Origin of the sequence: Nostoc sp. 106C (genome assembly GCF_002154725.1) — a bacterium.
Lineage (GTDB): Bacteria > Cyanobacteriota > Cyanobacteriia > Cyanobacteriales > Nostocaceae > Aulosira.
In genome coordinates, this window is record NZ_MTAW01000107.1 from 19,029 (window position 1) to 35,539 (window position 16,511).

Annotated in this window: 12 protein-coding genes; 5 read left to right on the forward strand and 7 right to left on the reverse strand. The window is 42.1% G+C overall.

Annotated elements, in window-relative coordinates; genetic code table 11:
• Nucleotides 1-121: 121 nt before the first annotated feature.
• Nucleotides 122-4,090 (reverse strand): DUF2157 domain-containing protein, encoded by a 3,969-nt coding sequence (locus BV375_RS14880; RefSeq protein ID WP_086761748.1) that lies wholly within the window; start codon nucleotides 4,088-4,090, stop codon nucleotides 122-124.
• 406 nt (nucleotides 4,091-4,496) lie between these two features.
• Here BV375_RS14880 and BV375_RS14885 point away from each other — a divergent pair, with 406 nt between their 5' ends.
• Nucleotides 4,497-5,045, forward strand: coding sequence for an adenylate kinase (locus BV375_RS14885; RefSeq protein WP_086761750.1), 549 nt, complete (start codon nucleotides 4,497-4,499; stop codon nucleotides 5,043-5,045).
• Between the two features lie 12 nt (nucleotides 5,046-5,057).
• Here the strand turns inward: BV375_RS14885 and BV375_RS37615 are convergent, their stop codons facing one another.
• On the reverse strand, nucleotides 5,058-5,201 hold the full coding sequence (locus BV375_RS37615) for a hypothetical protein (RefSeq protein ID WP_208099125.1): 144 nt from the start codon (nucleotides 5,199-5,201) through the stop codon (nucleotides 5,058-5,060).
• A 72-nt stretch (nucleotides 5,202-5,273) separates the two neighbouring features.
• Between BV375_RS37615 and BV375_RS14890 the strand changes: the two genes are divergently transcribed.
• The 4 genes from BV375_RS14890 to BV375_RS14905 all read left to right on the forward strand — a co-directional run bounded on the left by BV375_RS14890 (nucleotide 5,274) and on the right by BV375_RS14905 (nucleotide 11,086).
• Complete coding sequence (locus BV375_RS14890) at nucleotides 5,274-5,861, forward strand: Crp/Fnr family transcriptional regulator (RefSeq protein WP_086761752.1); 588 nt, start codon at nucleotides 5,274-5,276, stop codon at nucleotides 5,859-5,861.
• Between the two features lie 423 nt (nucleotides 5,862-6,284).
• A complete protein-coding gene (gene lepA, locus BV375_RS14895) occupies nucleotides 6,285-8,096 on the forward strand; it encodes a translation elongation factor 4 (protein WP_086761754.1) in 1,812 nt (603 codons plus the stop codon).
• 594 nt (nucleotides 8,097-8,690) lie between these two features.
• The gene (locus BV375_RS14900) at nucleotides 8,691-9,881 is read left to right on the forward strand and encodes a glycosyltransferase family 4 protein (protein ID WP_086687239.1); all 1,191 of its coding nucleotides are present in this window, start codon (nucleotides 8,691-8,693) and stop codon (nucleotides 9,879-9,881) included.
• A 149-nt stretch (nucleotides 9,882-10,030) separates the two neighbouring features.
• Nucleotides 10,031-11,086 carry a Type 1 glutamine amidotransferase-like domain-containing protein gene (locus tag BV375_RS14905; protein WP_166507451.1) on the forward strand — a complete coding sequence of 352 codons (1,056 nt, stop codon included), beginning with the start codon at nucleotides 10,031-10,033 and terminating at the stop codon, nucleotides 11,084-11,086.
• Nucleotides 11,087-11,190: 104 nt separating this feature from the next.
• On the opposite strand, the gene BV375_RS14910 is transcribed toward BV375_RS14905, so the two are convergent.
• From BV375_RS14910 to BV375_RS14930, 5 genes are all read right to left on the reverse strand, one after another.
• Complete coding sequence (locus BV375_RS14910; RefSeq protein WP_086761756.1) at nucleotides 11,191-12,357, reverse strand: aminotransferase class V-fold PLP-dependent enzyme; 1,167 nt, start codon at nucleotides 12,355-12,357, stop codon at nucleotides 11,191-11,193.
• A gap of 2 nt (nucleotides 12,358-12,359) precedes the next feature.
• Nucleotides 12,360-12,986 carry a restriction endonuclease subunit R gene (locus BV375_RS14915; protein WP_086761758.1) on the reverse strand — a complete coding sequence of 209 codons (627 nt, stop codon included), beginning with the start codon at nucleotides 12,984-12,986 and terminating at the stop codon, nucleotides 12,360-12,362.
• A 185-nt stretch (nucleotides 12,987-13,171) separates the two neighbouring features.
• Entirely contained in the window at nucleotides 13,172-13,828 is a 657-nt protein-coding gene (locus BV375_RS14920; RefSeq protein WP_086761760.1) for a restriction endonuclease subunit R, read from the reverse strand.
• 31 nt (nucleotides 13,829-13,859) lie between these two features.
• The gene (gene bcp, locus BV375_RS14925) at nucleotides 13,860-14,354 is read right to left on the reverse strand and encodes a thioredoxin-dependent thiol peroxidase (protein WP_086761762.1); all 495 of its coding nucleotides are present in this window, start codon (nucleotides 14,352-14,354) and stop codon (nucleotides 13,860-13,862) included.
• A gap of 81 nt (nucleotides 14,355-14,435) precedes the next feature.
• The gene (locus BV375_RS14930; RefSeq protein WP_086761764.1) at nucleotides 14,436-16,283 is read right to left on the reverse strand and encodes a pectinesterase family protein; all 1,848 of its coding nucleotides are present in this window, start codon (nucleotides 16,281-16,283) and stop codon (nucleotides 14,436-14,438) included.
• Nucleotides 16,284-16,511 lie beyond the last annotated feature (228 nt).

The window sequence follows — 16,511 nt, forward strand, 5'->3', positions numbered from 1 at the left end:
ATTACTCCGTTGCTTGATTCTAGGATCTGTCAACTTGCTTACGCTGTTTCAGGCATTTAATGTTTAATAAACCTCCTTAACCCGAACTGACGTTGAATTACAAATTACGAATGAATTCCCATTATTCCCATTGATGAAATTCATCATTAGTATTTCGCAATAAAGAACTAATTTGCGCCCGCCGAGTTTCAAAGTTAGCAGCAATGGAAATTAAGACTATCCCAACTAGCAAGCCGACGACCCATTTTAAGAAAGGATAACGTAAGCTAAAAATTACTAGTTGGTAAATGCTTGTAATTAAAAAGGCGGCTGTGCCAATGTAGAGAAATGCTCGTATCCGCAAAGCTAATCCGGCAAAAATGGCAATCAGGCTAAAAATTCCTGGTAGCAAAGGTGTATCTTGATTAAAAATAATTGCCCATCCACAAATTAGTCCACTGCCAAGCATTCGTAAGCTGTGACGAGCAGCTTTATATTCTGGTAGCCTCAGCAGGGGATCTATTTGGGCAATATATAGAAGCGATAAACCAATTACTGTGACGTACCACAAAGCATCAGTTAAATGTAAGTCAAAGAACCAGCGAAATAATGCCCAATCAATCAAGGCTAGGCTGATATATGTAAACCGAATATTATCGCCAATTTTGGCTAAGAAAATATAAAAACAAGCGGCGATCACTAAAGTAATTGGATAAACTTGCAGTCTGGTTTCACCTAAAATGATCAATGGCACAATGTATGCTGCCCATTGCCAAGGTCTTTTCGGCCAGCCCCAATTCTCCCAAGGTAAGATGTAGAGAAAATAAGCAACCACACAGGCGATCGCACCATTCCAAGGAATTAATGGGCCTGTTAAAAGATGTCCTACTATTGTCTCGCGCCAATAAATTCTAATAGCCGCTACCTCTAATAAACCGAGGTAAATCCACATTTCTGCTATTGTAATGCTGCCGAGAATACGGGAAGAAGCAGATACACCTCTTCCTTGAAAAATCGCATACTGAATCAAAACAATTCCTGTACCCAATCCTAATAAGCGATTCACTTGGATGGGGGCGCTAATAGCAGCGAGTAATAAAAAACTACTCCAAGCCCAGTGAAGATGGGCGATGCTTTGCAATTGTTGGGGAGTTAGATTTAAGTAATCTGACAGCAAAGGCGATAAAAGGCGATAGGCGTACATGATGCTAGCACCAAGGGCAGCCATCGCAATTAATCCATCGCCATATGCACCGCCTTTAGCTTGTGACATTTGGTAGAACAACAGTTCATAGGCAGAAATCGATACACCAATTATTCCCAAGTACAGCAAGGGTTTTAAGCTTTCCTGGCGTCGTCCTACACCAATTACAATTAAAGCTACGCCCAAGGAACATAAACCTGTCCAGTCGTTAAAAGTCTGCAAGCGTAGTACTACACTCAAAGCAGCATAAATGAGTGGCAGAATGTGCAGGCTACTCTTGAGTCTTTCTGTTTGATAGCGGCGTCGCCACCATTCTCCCAAAATTTGGGCGCTCAAGCCCAAGGCAATATTTGCGATCGCCATGTTCACAACTGAACGTCCCCAAAACCCTAGTAATTCGGCAATCAACAATTCCATGCACCAACCGATGCCATAAAATGCCCAATTGGTGGGTTCGCGCCAACTGCGATAGGTGATGGCTACTAAAGTTATGGCAATGGCAGTGAAATACAACCATCCGGGAGATGTAATTCCCTGATAAACAACTAGGGAATGCACTGTCAGTAGGAACAATTCAACGCAACATAAGGCGATCGCCCAATAGTCACTGGCGGCTGCATAAATCGTTGCTAGTTCGTTACCTTGGCGGATCAAAGCTGTACGCCCTAACCATAAACTTAAAGTTGCGATCGCACCAACAATAAACCAACCTGCTGGGGCTAGATGTGGTAATCCTGGTATACCTTGCCACAGCAGCACGCCAATGAAACTTAAACCAAATCCAACTGTAATTGCAGCTGATATCTGGTATCGCAAATAGCGCGTATTTGCAAACATCACAGCTGTAGCCACAGCCAAACCGATTAATCTGGTTCCTGGTAGCTGTAATGTTAATAATTGGGCAAGTCCTAAAGCCACAACACTCAAGCTACTACTGATGATACGACGCTGTGTAGTTGTGCGACTGGCAATACCTGTAAGTGTCAAAGGTGTAATTAACCAAATGATTCCCCAATGATGCTGGCTGCGAACAACGCCATACCAGGATGATTCGGCATTTGCCCCAAACAGAACGAAACTGACAAAGGCTAGTGCTAAACCAATATGCCATGCACTACGTCGCCATATTCCATTACCAAGGCTATATCCCCACTCTGCCACCATCAGAACTAACAAAATGCTTGCCCAGACTTGTTTACCCAAACTTGGGAATAGCCAATTGATGATTGAGCAAAGTGTCAGTACTCCCATGATGTGAGTTAGGTATATTAAGGGAGAAGATTCGCTTAGTCTTTGCTCTTGTCTGTCAAAGCGGCGTTTGGTGACGACAACAAGCGTGATTGTGGAAAATAACAAATTTAGCGATCGCAATGCCGGATTTACTAATGCGATCGTTGTTAAAACACTTCCCAGCATCAGCGTTAACGAATCGCCAAATTTCCCCAATTCTCGCTTATGGGCACGATAAAAATAATCTGTCAGCGCCACCATGAAAATGATGTAGGGAAATAAAGCTATACTCAGCAACGCCCAAGGTTCATTTTGAGACTTAGTAAGTTGAGTACCAAGAGCGATCGCTCCTTCCTGTACACTCACAGGTACTAACCGCCAACTCAGCCAAATTGTCTGTAAGCCAATCGCAAAAACTGCTGCTAAGTCAGTCTGTAAACTATACCTCTGCAACCGACTACCTACAAACTGCAAACTCAACCCACTCACGGCTATGGCTTGCCAAGGATAATCTCTAACTGCAACTAACCAACCCAGGAATAGTAGAACAGTGCCAAACCTTTCCCAGATGCGGAAGGACAAGGAGATGGGGAGACGGGGTGACGCGGGGACAGAATTCTCCGTGTCGCTGCGTCCCCCAGTCCCCGCTTCTGCTTCCCTCATCTCTCGCTGTGCTAACCAAGTCATCAACCAGCCACAAATACCAATCGCTAACCCTAGCTGGGTTACATCTACTTTGACAATAAAAATTGCCCGTACTAATAGCACCAGTAGCGCATAAATAATCACGGCGGCAGGTAAGCTAATGCCTACACCAATCCGGCTACTGCTTTCACTTGGCGAAATATCTGAGGTTTTCTGCCGTTGATAGCGATTGTGATAAATAGTGATGATGGTTGTGCCAATCATTGCCAAATACACGGCAATTAAGGGAAAGCCTGGTAATTTCCAACCCCAGTGTAAGAAAGATAGCCCGAGAATATTTAGCAGCAGTAATTTGTCAGTGCGTAAATTAGTAAAAAATAGCCGATTATTGGAGAGTAAAACAGTCATAGCTGTCAGAGCAGGAGCTGCGATCGCAACTGTTATCCAATCCAAAGGATTTTGCCACAACCTAAAGCTATCTATTGCCCAAAAGTTTACTGGCACTAACAACAAAGTCACAAGCAGCAATGTTTGCGCTGTTAATCTCAGGTTGCTTTGTCTAGCTGCCCAAAAGCTAAAACCCCAAAAACTTAAGGTATAAGCAAATAAAACCCCATACTGCCCAGATGCCGGAAACTTCTCCCACTGGCTTGCAGCTAGTACCCCCGAGGATACCACTACCAGAAATACCCCTAAAAACAGCAGCCAGCGGACACTCAATTCCGCTCCCAGCGACTGTAACATTGTGGCTATAAAGTTGGGTTTTGCTGGCTCTGCTGGTGGTTTGCGGTTACGAGATTGTAGAGACGTTCCCTGCAACATCTCTACAGGTAATTGTTTCACGGGATCAGAAGTTACTCTAGCTACCTGAGGTTGCAATACCACCGAACACACAAGAAACTCTTGGCAAATCTGCCTAACTTGGGCATCCGATATCAAACCCAAACGCAACCATAGATCCAGCCCTTCTAATAGTTGAGGATGTGAAGATGGCAACCTAACTTCAATTTTTAGCGGGCGATCGGGTAACATAAGCCGCAGCCGTATAAGTATATACTTTCATCAAATATTCCTTAAAGTATATTGTGGCTTTATCTGTGCCACTTATTTAGCTGACTAAATCTAAAAGTTTAAAAGTTCTTAATAATTACTCTGCGCCCCTCCGCGCTGACTCCGCGTCCCTCTGCGTTTAACAAAGCTACGAATTAATGCAAAGTTGTACTTGGTTACGTAGGAAGAGAACAGGAAATCAGAGAGATATTTCAATACAGATAGTTGCAGTTCGCCACAGCTAGCTTTACAGGCGGCAGATACAATATAAACGAAGCCAGCGATCGCCCTCACCCGTGTAACCGTTTGTTAGGCATTCAAAGGACAGGGGTTGCCGGTTTTCATAACTCAATCTAGTCTACGAGGTGGCACTAAAAGGAGAGTGGCGATGAAAAAAGTAGCGGTGTTTGGCAATGCTGGAGGAGGTAAATCAACTCTCAGCAAGAGATTATCGCAAATCACTGGTTTGCCACTTCACGTTTTAGACAAGATTCAATATCAACCAGGGGGTGCTGAGGTTGCACATGAAGACTATAAGCGCGCCCATCAGCGAATTTTAGCTAGTGATCGATGGATTATTGACGGCTTTGGTTGCATAGAAACCCTCTGGCCACGACTGGACGAGGCGGATAGTCTGATTTTTGTCGATCTACCGCTATATATGCATTTGTGGTGGGTAACTAAACGGCTAATTACTGGTTACTTTCAACCGCCACAAGGCTGGCCGGAAAACAGTCCAATATTCAAGAGTTCGCTTAGTAGCTACCGCGTGCTTTGGTTATGCCACAAATATTTGACCCCAAAATATCGTGAGTATATCAAGCAGGCTCAAGGCATCAAAAGTGTTTATCACATTCGCTCAACTAAACAGATTTCGCAATTTTTTGAATTAATTAAAAGTGAGACTAACTTTCCTAAAGATGGTGCATCAGCCTAACGTTCCCACCCGTCACCAATAACCTCGATCGCTCAGGATATAACCTCTTAACAGTCGACGTGCATTGAGATTTTTATGAGGCGATCGCCCAAGCCGCACAATTGCACCCACTCCAAACTGAAGAAGCAAATTGTGAGGAAACGTTGTTGGGCGCAATACCCATACACTCTTGGAACCGATACAGGTATACTACGATTAGTTTATCGACAAATAGTATTATACAAAGTGATGGCTTTATACCCGGCTGTTACCAATCAAGCAAGTAAAAATACTAAGCAGATTTTTACCCGCAAGTCATTCTTACCAGAACATCAAAGTCTTCTTTGGAAAATTGAAACAGGCTTTGTTCGGACTTTTACATATTTAGAAGATGGCACGACTGTAGCTTTGGGATTGTGGGGACCAGGAGATATCGTTGGTAAAAGTTTATCTAGGTTAGAACCCTATCAGATAGAGTGCTTAACTAAAGTGGAGGCAAAAATATTACCTTTAGATGAATGGGAGCAACCTACACAAACTTTACTTACTCACATTCAACAGGCTGAAGAATTGATGGTGATTCGTAGCTATAAAAAGGTAGACACCATGCTAATTAAATTATTATCATGGTTATCCCAAAAATTCGGTTCAGAAGTTGAGAAAGGACGTTTAATAGATATGCGTCTAACTCATGAAGACCTCGCCGAAATATTAGGTTCAACTCGCGTGACAATCACTCGTGTTCTGGGGCAATTTGAGCAGGAGGGCTTGATTGATCGTCTCTCGCTGCATCGTATTGTGCTGCGAGAAGAAGAAATTTGGTACTACGAGATTTAAAGCGGACACAACGAATTGATGAAATATTAATCTTTTACCTCCTACCTGGGAAATTGAACATAGGGTCTTGGGGATTGGGAAAGAAATGCGGCGAGGCGAATAGAGTTTCTCGACCTAGGCGGTTGCAATCTTCGGAGCGTCAAGCCTTTTTCTAAGGGAGACGTTGTGCGTAGCTTGCTTTCCCCTAGGAGTAAGGCATAGCTTCGCTTAGAGCCAAGAAATTAGATTTTCGTGAATGGTTATCTTGAAAATAGGCAAGTCCCCAATCTGCCTCAATTCCTCATATAATCAAGGTTTCTCTTGCTGGTGACGGCTCCATCTTCCTTTGATGGAAGCAAGCAGCGTCGTTGGCGAAGAAAGCATTAAAATACATTAAGTAATTTGCTCTTTTAACCTTGGTTGCTTTTTCAGCAAAGATAGTATATGACTGACGTTCCCGCAGTTCGCATTCGCAATTTTTGTATTATTGCTCACATAGACCACGGGAAATCCACCCTTGCCGATCGCTTACTCCAAGCCACTGGTACTGTTGAAGATCGGCAGATGAAGGAACAGTTTCTCGATAATATGGATCTGGAACGGGAGCGCGGCATTACCATTAAGCTGCAAGCTGCCCGAATGAACTACAAAGCTAAAGATGGTCAGCAGTATGTGCTGAACTTAATTGATACGCCAGGGCACGTGGATTTTTCTTATGAAGTGTCACGCTCTCTTGCTGCTTGCGAAGGAGCGCTGTTAGTGGTAGATGCTTCCCAAGGCGTAGAAGCACAAACTTTGGCTAATGTCTATTTGGCTTTGGAACATAACCTGGAAATTATTCCAGTGTTGAATAAAATCGATTTGCCAGGAGCAGATCCAGATAGAGTTATTGGTGAAATTGAAGAAATTATCGGTTTAGATTGCAGCGGTGCAATTTTAGCCTCAGCCAAAGAGGGTATTGGCATTGATGAGATTTTAGAAGCAATTGTCGAGCGCATACCGCCAGCCCCCAATACTGTAGATCAGCGCTTACGGGCATTGATTTTTGATAGCTACTACGACAGCTACCGAGGAGTAATTGTTTACTTCCGGGTAATGGATGGTAGCCTGAAAAAAGGCGATCGCATTTATTTAATGGCATCGGAAAAAGAATATGAAATTGACGAGTTAGGCGTTCTTTCTCCTACTCAAAAGCAAGTTGACGAACTGCACGCTGGGGAAGTAGGTTATTTGGCAGCCGCAATTAAAGCTGTAGCCGACGCGCGGGTAGGAGATACAATTACTCTTGCCAACGCCAAAGCCCCAGACGCTTTACCTGGTTACACAGAAGCAAACCCAATGGTCTTTTGTGGGATGTTCCCCATTGATGCTGACCAATTTGAAGACTTGCGGGAAGCCCTAGAAAAGCTCAGACTCAATGATGCGGCGCTACACTACGAACCCGAAACTTCTAGCGCAATGGGATTTGGTTTCCGTTGTGGGTTCTTGGGTTTGTTGCACATGGAAATTGTCCAAGAACGCTTAGAAAGGGAATACAACTTAGATTTAATTATTACAGCTCCTTCAGTAGTTTATAGGGTGACGACTGTGAAGGGCGAGGAACTGTACATAGATAATCCTAGCCATTTACCCTCTCCTAACGAGCGCGAAAAAATTGAGGAGCCTTACGTTAAGGTAGAAATGATTACACCTGAAACTTACGTCGGCACTTTGATGGAATTGTCCCAAAACCGCCGGGGTATTTTCAAGGATATGAAATATCTTACCCAAGGACGAACCACGCTAACATACGAGCTGCCTTTGGCAGAAGTCGTTACTGACTTTTTTGACCAGATGAAATCGCGATCGCGTGGTTATGCCAGCATGGAATATCACCTGATTGGTTACCGCGAGAATCCTTTGGTGAAGCTGGATATCATGATTAATGGCGATCCGGTGGATTCTTTGGCGATGATTGTGCATCGAGATAAAGCTTACAACGTCGGGCGCTCAATGGCAGAAAAGCTCAAAGAACTCATTCCCCGCCATCAATTTAAAGTGCCAATTCAGGCGAGTATCGGCAGTAAAGTCATCGCCAGTGAACACATTCCCGCTTTGCGTAAAGACGTATTAGCTAAGTGCTACGGTGGTGACATCAGCCGGAAGAAGAAACTTTTGCAAAAGCAAGCAAAAGGTAAAAAGCGGATGAAATCTGTCGGTACGGTGGATGTTCCCCAGGAAGCGTTTATGGCAGTACTGCGCCTGGATCAAAGCTAATTCTAGTAGTGCCAAGTTAAGGGTCAAGAGGAGCCAGTGCGTTGCTGTGAGCGCAATTCGCTTGGAATAGTCCTCAAACTAAAGCCTGTAGTTATATCAACAAAGCCTGACAACCCAGGCTTTGTTCGTATAGCCGCACCGTTGAGGATGTGGACTTTTGGGAAACGAATGGTATTGCCTTGTCTCCTCTGCTTGCAATTGAAATCAGTTTTTTAATTAATATTATTGATTTTTTATTACCAAAGTTTCTTTACTATCACCAATTAAAACCTGCTAACAATAAAGCAATATAAAGGCTAGCTTGATATTAACTTTCCTAAAATTTATCAGAATTTGCTGACTATATCTGTAGAGATTTATATTTTGGGCATTTGTGTGGACTTGCTGTATTATGACAAGTCATTGAATCTAGATTTATCTAACTATGAAAATTTGGCTTTGCTAATTTTTACATTTTGGGAGTAATGGCGAAAAAAATGTTAAGAAATTTGACATTTTTAGTATATGTACTCACTGTAATTGTCACACTTGTACCTTTAGATAAATATAGTTTTTAGCTATTTAATATTTGTAAAACATTGGGGAGTCTAGTAAATGAAGATACTGGTATTGAGTTGGGAGTTTCCACCAAGAATAGTTGGCGGTATAGCTCGTCATGTGGGGGAGTTATACCCAGAACTGGTAAAGCTAGGACATGAAATCCACTTGATTACTGTGGAACATGGTCACGCATCAATGTACGAATTAGTAGAGGGAGTTCATGTACATCGAGTGCCAGTAGCTGCTAGTAGAGACTTTTTTCATTGGATAGTAAACTTGAATGACAGCATGGGGCATCATGGTGGGAAGTTGATGCTGGAAGAAGGCCCATTTGATTTAATCCATGCTCATGATTGGTTAGTAGGTGATGCAGCGATCGCTTTAAAGCATAACTTTAAAGTACCTTTAATTGCGACAATTCACGCTACCGAATACGGGCGCTATAACGGCATTCATACTGATACCCAACGCTATATCAGTGGTAAAGAAAACTTGTTAGCTTTTAATGCTTGGCGAGTTATCGTTTGTAGCGAATACATGCGCCGGGAAGTAGAACGAGCGCTACACAGCCCTTGGGACAAAATTGATGTGATCTTTAATGGTATTCGGCCAGAAAAGAAACAGCACCATGAAGATTTTCATGCTCCAGCTTTTCGTCGCCAATTTGCTGAAGACCATGAAAAAATTGTTTATTATGTTGGGCGCATGACTTATGAAAAGGGTGTACCTTTATTACTCAATGCTGCTCCCAAGGTACTTAGTGAAATGGATGGTAATGTCAAATTTGTGATTGTTGGTGGTGGCAATACCGACCATCTCAAGCGTCAGGCTTGGGATTTAGGAATTTGGCATAAATGCTATTTTACAGGCTTTCTCTCTGATGAATACTTAGATAAATTTCAGACAGTAGCCGACTGTGCCGTTTTCCCCAGCCTTTACGAACCCTTTGGTATTGTTGCTTTAGAAAGCTTTGCTTCTCGTGTTCCCGTAGTAGTATCTGACACTGGTGGTTTTCCAGAAGTAGTGCAACACACCAAAACAGGCATTGTTACCTGGGTGAACAGTCCCGATTCGATTGCTTGGGGAATTTTAGAGGTGTTGAAAAATCCAGGTTATCGGCAATGGCTGATTGATAATGCTTATGAGGATTTAGAGCGCCGCTTCAGATGGCCAAAATTAGCTCAACAAACAGAGGCAGTATATCAGCGAGTTGTGCAAGAGCGATCGCAAGCCAACTGGTTTTAAATTACACAATCAACTTAAAATCCAGCAGAGAATAAAAGATTACTCTGCATTTTCGGCGTGAAAAAACAGTACAAGCCTTGTACGCTGGGAATTACACCCCTTCTGGTGAGAGAGTAAGCAATAATTGCAGTTTGCACCAGAAGGTTAGCATGACCAAGGCCTTTCCAAATATAGCAAAGTGGTTGAAGAATGTAGGAACCATGTTGCTGAAGATGGGAACCTCCTTCATAACCCATATTACAGCAAACTTGAGAAGTTACTTTCAGGACATTACCGAGGATGTCCATTCTCCTTTATCGCCTTTACCATCCTCACCTTCTTTACCTTCCTTGGCTGGCCCTGTTCTTAGCTTGGGTGGAGGCGGACCTGATGTAGAGAACGCTATCCAGTGGATGATCAACGAGGTGAGGGGTTGTACTGACTGCGCCACTAAAGTCAATGTTGTAGTCATCCGTACATACGGGAATCATGATTACAATCGGATCATTAATGCGATGAAAGGCGTCAAATCGGTAGAAACCTTGATTATTAGTAATCAGCAGGATGCCAACAAAGAAGAGATTGTTGCTAAAGTCCGAAATGCTGATGTAATTTTCTTTGCTGGCGGTGACCAATGCCAATATATCCGCAAGTGGAAGAATACTAAGCTAGAGGCTGCTGTCAACTCAGTTTACGCCAGAGGTGGTGGCATTGGTGGTACTAGCGCGGGTGCAATGATCCAAAGTGAATTTATCTACGATGCTTGCGCTTCTTCTGAAGTAGGGATTGAAACTAGAGATGCACTCGAAGATCCTTACAAGGACATTACCTTCACTTACAACTTTTTCAAATGGAAGTATCTCAAGGGAACCATTGTAGACACCCACTTAGACAGGCGTAAAAGAATGGGTCGAATTATGGCTTTCATTGCCCGTCAAATTCAAGATGGCAAATCTCAAAGTGCTTTAGGGATAGCCATTAGCGAAGAAACTTCGGTAGTTGTGGATAAATATGGTATGGCAAAGGTAATCGGAAGAGGTGCGGCATATTTTGTACTCGGAGATCATCCGCCAGAGGTATGCAAACCCCGCACTCCTTTGACATTTTCCGACTACAAAATTTGGCGAATTCGCAGGGGTGATAGCTTCGACCTGAAAAATATTCCCACAAGGGGTTATTATCTCAGGAGTGTCAAGCGGGGAAGGATTAGTTCAGATCCTTATTGAAAAATGGGCATAGGGCATGTAAGAGAGATGGGGCAGAGAGGGAAGATGAGGAGATGGGGAAGAAAATTCCCACACTCCCTCATCTCCCTTGTCCCCCTGCCTGTTCACACCAGGGTGGTCTGCTTGCGTAAACTTTGAATTGTGGCGATCGCGTGTTTTGCTACAATATCAATCTCCTCTGGGGTATTGAAGCGTCCAATGCCAAACCGGACTGACGCATACGCTAGCTGTTGTGAATGTCCCAAGGCAGTGAGAACATGGGAAGGTGCTGTGTTTGCCGACGTACAAGCAGAACCAGAAGAAATCGCCATCACTGACTGTAATCCCAAGCCAAGTGCGGCCCCATCTACCCCCTCTACACTGATATTCAGGTTTCCCGCTAGCCGCTGGATAGGATGTCCGTTGAGATGAACTCCTTCTATTGGTGAAAGCTGATCCCAAAGTTTTTGCTTGAGTTCTGTGAGGCGTTGGTTTTCTGTCGCCTGTTCTGCTAAAGCAATTTCCACAGCTTTACCAAACCCGACGATTTGCGGTGTATACAAAGTCCCAGAACGCATTCCCCGTTCATGTCCACCGCCATGCTGCTGGGGGGCTAACTGGACTCTGGGATTGCGTCTGCGAACATATAAAGCACCGATGCCTTTGGGTCCGTATACCTTATGTGCAGTAAGTGACATTAAGTCAATTTTTTGTGCTTGCACATCTAAAGGAATTTTACCAATAGCTTGGGCGGCATCGGTGTGGAAAATGATATTGCGATCGCGGCACATTTCCCCAATTTCTGTTAAAGGCTGCAACACCCCAATTTCGTTATTTGCAGCCATCACCGATACCAAAATTGTCTCAGGACGCAAAGCTTTTTCTAACTCAGTTAAATCAATTAATCCATCTTTTTGGACTGGGAGAACCGTAATTTCAAAACCCAGAGTTTTTAAATACGCGTAAGGGTCAAGAACCGCCTTATGTTCCGTAGCAACTGTAATAATATGCTGCCCTTTTTGAAAATATGCTTCTGCTACACCTTTAATCGCTAAATTATTAGCTTCTGTAGCACCACTAGTAAAAACAATCTCTTCTGGTGTTGCGTTGATTGCTGCTGCTAAAATTTCCCGTGTTTGTTTAACAGCTGCTTCTGCTTCCCAACCGTAAACATGACTAATACTCGATGGATTGCCAAACTTTTCGGTGAAATAAGGTAGCATTGCTGCTAATACTCGTTCATCGACGGGGGTCGTAGCGTGGCAATCTAGGTAGATAGGGCGAATAGACATAATTAACTTAAAGCTTGACTTAATTTTTTTAATACTCGGATAATTTTATATAGTTCGTTATCGCGTTTGGATAAAGTGAATTTATCAGATAAAGCATACTCAGATTTATCTTGCTTGATTAGCTTGATAAATTGGAAATCTTCTCCATTAGTTACACATCCAAACACAGGTTTTTCTGGGTGAGGATTAGCCAGCATATAAGCCAGCGCTTGGGGTATGGCTTCTAAAAGTGAAAAACTAGCTCTTTTTGATTTAACAACTAACAACCACAGTTGTTCTTGGATTACTAAAACATCAATTCTACCTCTAATTACTTCTCCTTCATCCTCAATAGCAATTTCTATTGATTCCTCACTTTTAATAAAGAAAGGTTCGTCATAAAATCCAGCTAAACTGAGTAAGGGAGATAATACCACCATTTTGACCGCTTCTTCCAATAAAGGATGACGTTTAACTAAACGCAAAAAATGAAGTTTAACTCGGTCTAGATATTGCTTTTCTATGTCTGTGATTTCTGGTAGATGGTCAAACCACTCTGGAAAAAAATCTTCACTTTCAGACTGTTGCAAAGCAAATCTATCTTCTAAATAAGCAAGACCGACATTTTGCGCTTGGATAACTTCAACCATAGTTAATAAGAGCTAGAGCAAACAGACATATAGCAATCCGATTTGATTTTTGAAATGATACGTAGATACGTAGGGTGGGCAATGCCCACCACCAGTTGCTCCACTTGGGTAGACCCCTGCGTACCCGTCACTGGCTCTCCTACAGATACTTAGATTTTTTTAGAAATCAAATATGATTCCTATAATTAACTCAAAACTTGTCCTATTTTTTTTAATATATTCAAGACAATATATAATTCATTTTCGCTCCTATATAAGGTGAATCTATCTGATAATGCATACATTGGCTGATTTTTATTGCTGAGTTTTATAAATTGAAAATCTTCTCCATTTAGCACTAATGAATATACAGGCTCATCAGGGTTAGGAGCAGCTAGCATATAAGTAAGGGCTTGAGGAATTGCTTTAGCCAAGGAAAAAGCAGACCTTTTAGATTCAACTACCAGTAACCACAACTTATTTTGGATAACCAGTACATCAATTTTACCTTTAATAATTTCTTTTTCCTCTGCTGTCTTGTCTGCATTACCTATAATGACATCTTCACTGATTTCTATATTTTCTTCTGTAGCAATGGAAAAAGGGTAATGATAAAAACCAGCTAAATCTAGTAAAGGAGACAATACTACTAATTTCACTGCATCTTCTAAAAGAGGAGCATTTTCCAGTAAGCTGACATAGTTAGCTTTAACTCTATCTAAATATTGTTTTTCTAATTCAGTTATCGTGGGTAAATTGTCAAACCACTCTATAAAAAATTGCTCATCTTCAGATTTATTAAGAGCAAAGTTTTCCTTTAGATAAGCGAGAGTAACATTTTGCCCTTGGATAATTTGAACCATAGGTTATTGAAATTGCAACCTCTTCTTCATTCTAGGCTGATGAACTTGATATAGCTGCCAATTCTTGTAATTTAGTTAAGACTTGTTGCGCATGATCTTTAACTTTTACATTTGACCAAGTATAAGCAATTTTTCCCTCAGGATCGATTAGGAAAGTAGAACGAACAACACCCATATATTCCTTACCCATAAACTTCTTTAATTGCCAAATACCATAAGTTTCGGCTAACTCATGTTCTGGGTCACTTAAGAGCGTGATTGTTAAGTTATGTTTGCTAATAAATTTACAATGGGATTTACCGGAATCTAGACTCACGCCTAAGATTTTCGCTCCCAGTGAGCTGAAGTCTTGATTTAACTCAGTAAAATCTTTAGCTTCAGTAGTACAACCAGGTGTGTCATCTTTGGGGTAGAAATAAAGGATAACCCATTGACCGCTAAAATCGCCTAGGCTGACAGGACTTTCATGTTGGTCAGGAACAGAGAAATCAGGGGCTAGTTGTCCGACTTGGAGAATGTTGCTCATGATGGTAGTTAGAGAAATAGCGATCGCTTTAGAATTCTACCGAAATTAGGCGATCGCGTATCCTAATATTGCAAGCACAATTTATTCTGTGTTCCCACTGCGCAGCACCTTAGAACTAGTATCAATACTAAAAGCACCGAGAATGTTGCCGCTTAAATCGCAGTTTTCCACCGTACCCAAACCGTTATCGTGTACATAAAGGGCACGTCCTTTATTCTGATTGATTTTACACCGCCGAATTATAGGGTTGCCATTTGTTCTAATTTCTACCCCAGATAAAGCATTACCAAAAATCTCGCAATCTTCCACTGTTCCCTGTGCGGTTTCATAGACAAGAACGCCGCCTTGTTTACCATCGTGGAGCTTACAGCGTTGGATAATGGGGTTGCTATTTTCTTTGATTGCTATGCCTGATAAACCATTACCAAAGATATCGCAATCTTCGACTGTTCCCCGACTGTTATTTTGGAAAAAGATTCCAGCTTGTTCGCTATCGTGGATTTTGCATTGTTGAATAATTGGGTTGGCTGTAGCACCTTGAACACTGACACAAGAAAGTGAATCGGAAGTAATATCGCAATCTGCCAATACTATCTGGCCTTGAGGAATGTCTACAGCAAAGAATTTGTTGTTCTTCTGTCCTGCAAAACCACGCAGAGTTAAACCTCTAACTTCAGCTTGGTCTGTTTGCATGAGAATACAATTTGAGTTTGTACTCTCGATGATAATGCTAGCTACAGGTCCGTCGCCAATAATCTTCAGCGGCTTGTTGATAATTAAACCTTCTTGGTAAAAACCTGGTTTTACGAGAATGCGGGTACCTGGTTGGGCATTTTTAATTGCTTCACTAATAGTTTGATAATCACCAGACCCAGTACTGGAGACAGTTAGAGTAGATTTATCCTTGAAAAGAAATGTATATGACAGCACTGGTACAGCTAAACCAATACCACCAAAGCCAAGCATCTGAATTAAACGCCGCCTTGGCCATTTTGGTGGTAGAGGAAGTAGCGGAGGCGGTTGTAAACTTTGCTCTATCTCTGTTAAACGTTGCAAAATCTCTTGAGTATTCGCTGGTCGCTGACTGGGTAACTGCGCCATCATCTGGTCAATTAAATTTGCCAACAAAGGTGAAATATGAGGAGCGTAAATCCGCCAGCCCATTTCATTGGTGTAAGAATTATAAACTGTTGGGTCAGTAGGTTGCTTGCCTGCAAGCAGATATACAAATGTGCGTCCCAATGCAAAAAAATCTGACTGGAGGACAGCTTTACCGTTCATTTGTTCTGTTGGCGTGTAACCTGCGGAAATAATTCCTGTTACCTGACCTTGAGCCTGTGCAAAATAATAAGTTTGTGTAAGTTCCCGTGCTGTGCCAAAGTCAATCAATGCTAGTTCGCCAGAACTAGCCCTTAACATGATATTAGGCGGCTTGATATCTCTATGAAAAAAGTTTTGATTGTGTACCTGTTCGAGAATAGTCACTAATTCCCTCAGCCATGCAATAGCTAAATTTTGGTCAATCGGTCGCATTTCCCGATTTTCCATATATTTCTGCAAATCCATACCCACAATTTTTTCCATTACAAAACAATGGATTGGGTTTTGGCTGTTTCTGGGAAAATAAACAAAGTAAGCATCACGCTCAACTTTGGGGATACCTGGATGATTAAGCTTGCTTAAGACTTCTGCTTCTTGCTGGAACAGTTCGATTGCTTTTTGATGATTGTTAGTTAAGACTTTGAGAACTTTGGATGTGTTCGTTCGGACTTCTATAGCCTCAAAAGTTACCGCAAACCCACCGCCCCCAAGCTGACGCACAACCCGATAACGGCCTTGTAGTAGTAGTTCTGAGCCGCAACTAATACAAAATAGTTCATCATCTCTATTTTGTGGGTTTAGACAGTGAGGATTGATGCAGAAGCTCATCGCGTCAGCAGGTAACAGTTTTATCTGCTAGTTTACCTTTATCGCCTTGATTTTCTTGTAAAGAGTTTTGCCCTATCATGGTTGAAGAAGAGGACGCCTCTTATATTTACTTCAAAAAATAGTTTCAATCCCTGCTAGGGATTTTGGTTAATTGGAACCATCTGGGCTAATAGCAGAAATGTTGAATGCTGATACAAAACTTTACATATTTAGGTACACTAAGTTTAA

Bases quoted from the DNA above. Each gene is read 5' to 3' on its own strand.
- BV375_RS14880 (WP_086761748.1), bottom strand. From the start codon at position 4,090: ATGTTACCCGATCGCCCGCTAAAAATTGAAGTTAGGTTGCCATCTTCA.
- BV375_RS14885 (WP_086761750.1), top strand. From the start codon at position 4,497: ATGAAAAAAGTAGCGGTGTTTGGCAATGCTGGAGGAGGTAAATCAACT.
- BV375_RS14890 (WP_086761752.1), top strand. From the start codon at position 5,274: ATGGCTTTATACCCGGCTGTTACCAATCAAGCAAGTAAAAATACTAAG.
- lepA (WP_086761754.1), top strand. From the start codon at position 6,285: ATGACTGACGTTCCCGCAGTTCGCATTCGCAATTTTTGTATTATTGCT.
- BV375_RS14900 (WP_086687239.1), top strand. From the start codon at position 8,691: ATGAAGATACTGGTATTGAGTTGGGAGTTTCCACCAAGAATAGTTGGC.
- BV375_RS14905 (WP_166507451.1), top strand. From the start codon at position 10,031: ATGACCAAGGCCTTTCCAAATATAGCAAAGTGGTTGAAGAATGTAGGA.
- BV375_RS14910 (WP_086761756.1), bottom strand. From the start codon at position 12,357: ATGTCTATTCGCCCTATCTACCTAGATTGCCACGCTACGACCCCCGTC.
- BV375_RS14915 (WP_086761758.1), bottom strand. From the start codon at position 12,986: ATGGTTGAAGTTATCCAAGCGCAAAATGTCGGTCTTGCTTATTTAGAA.
- BV375_RS14920 (WP_086761760.1), bottom strand. From the start codon at position 13,828: ATGGTTCAAATTATCCAAGGGCAAAATGTTACTCTCGCTTATCTAAAG.
- bcp (WP_086761762.1), bottom strand. From the start codon at position 14,354: ATGAGCAACATTCTCCAAGTCGGACAACTAGCCCCTGATTTCTCTGTT.
- BV375_RS14930 (WP_086761764.1), bottom strand. From the start codon at position 16,283: ATGAGCTTCTGCATCAATCCTCACTGTCTAAACCCACAAAATAGAGAT.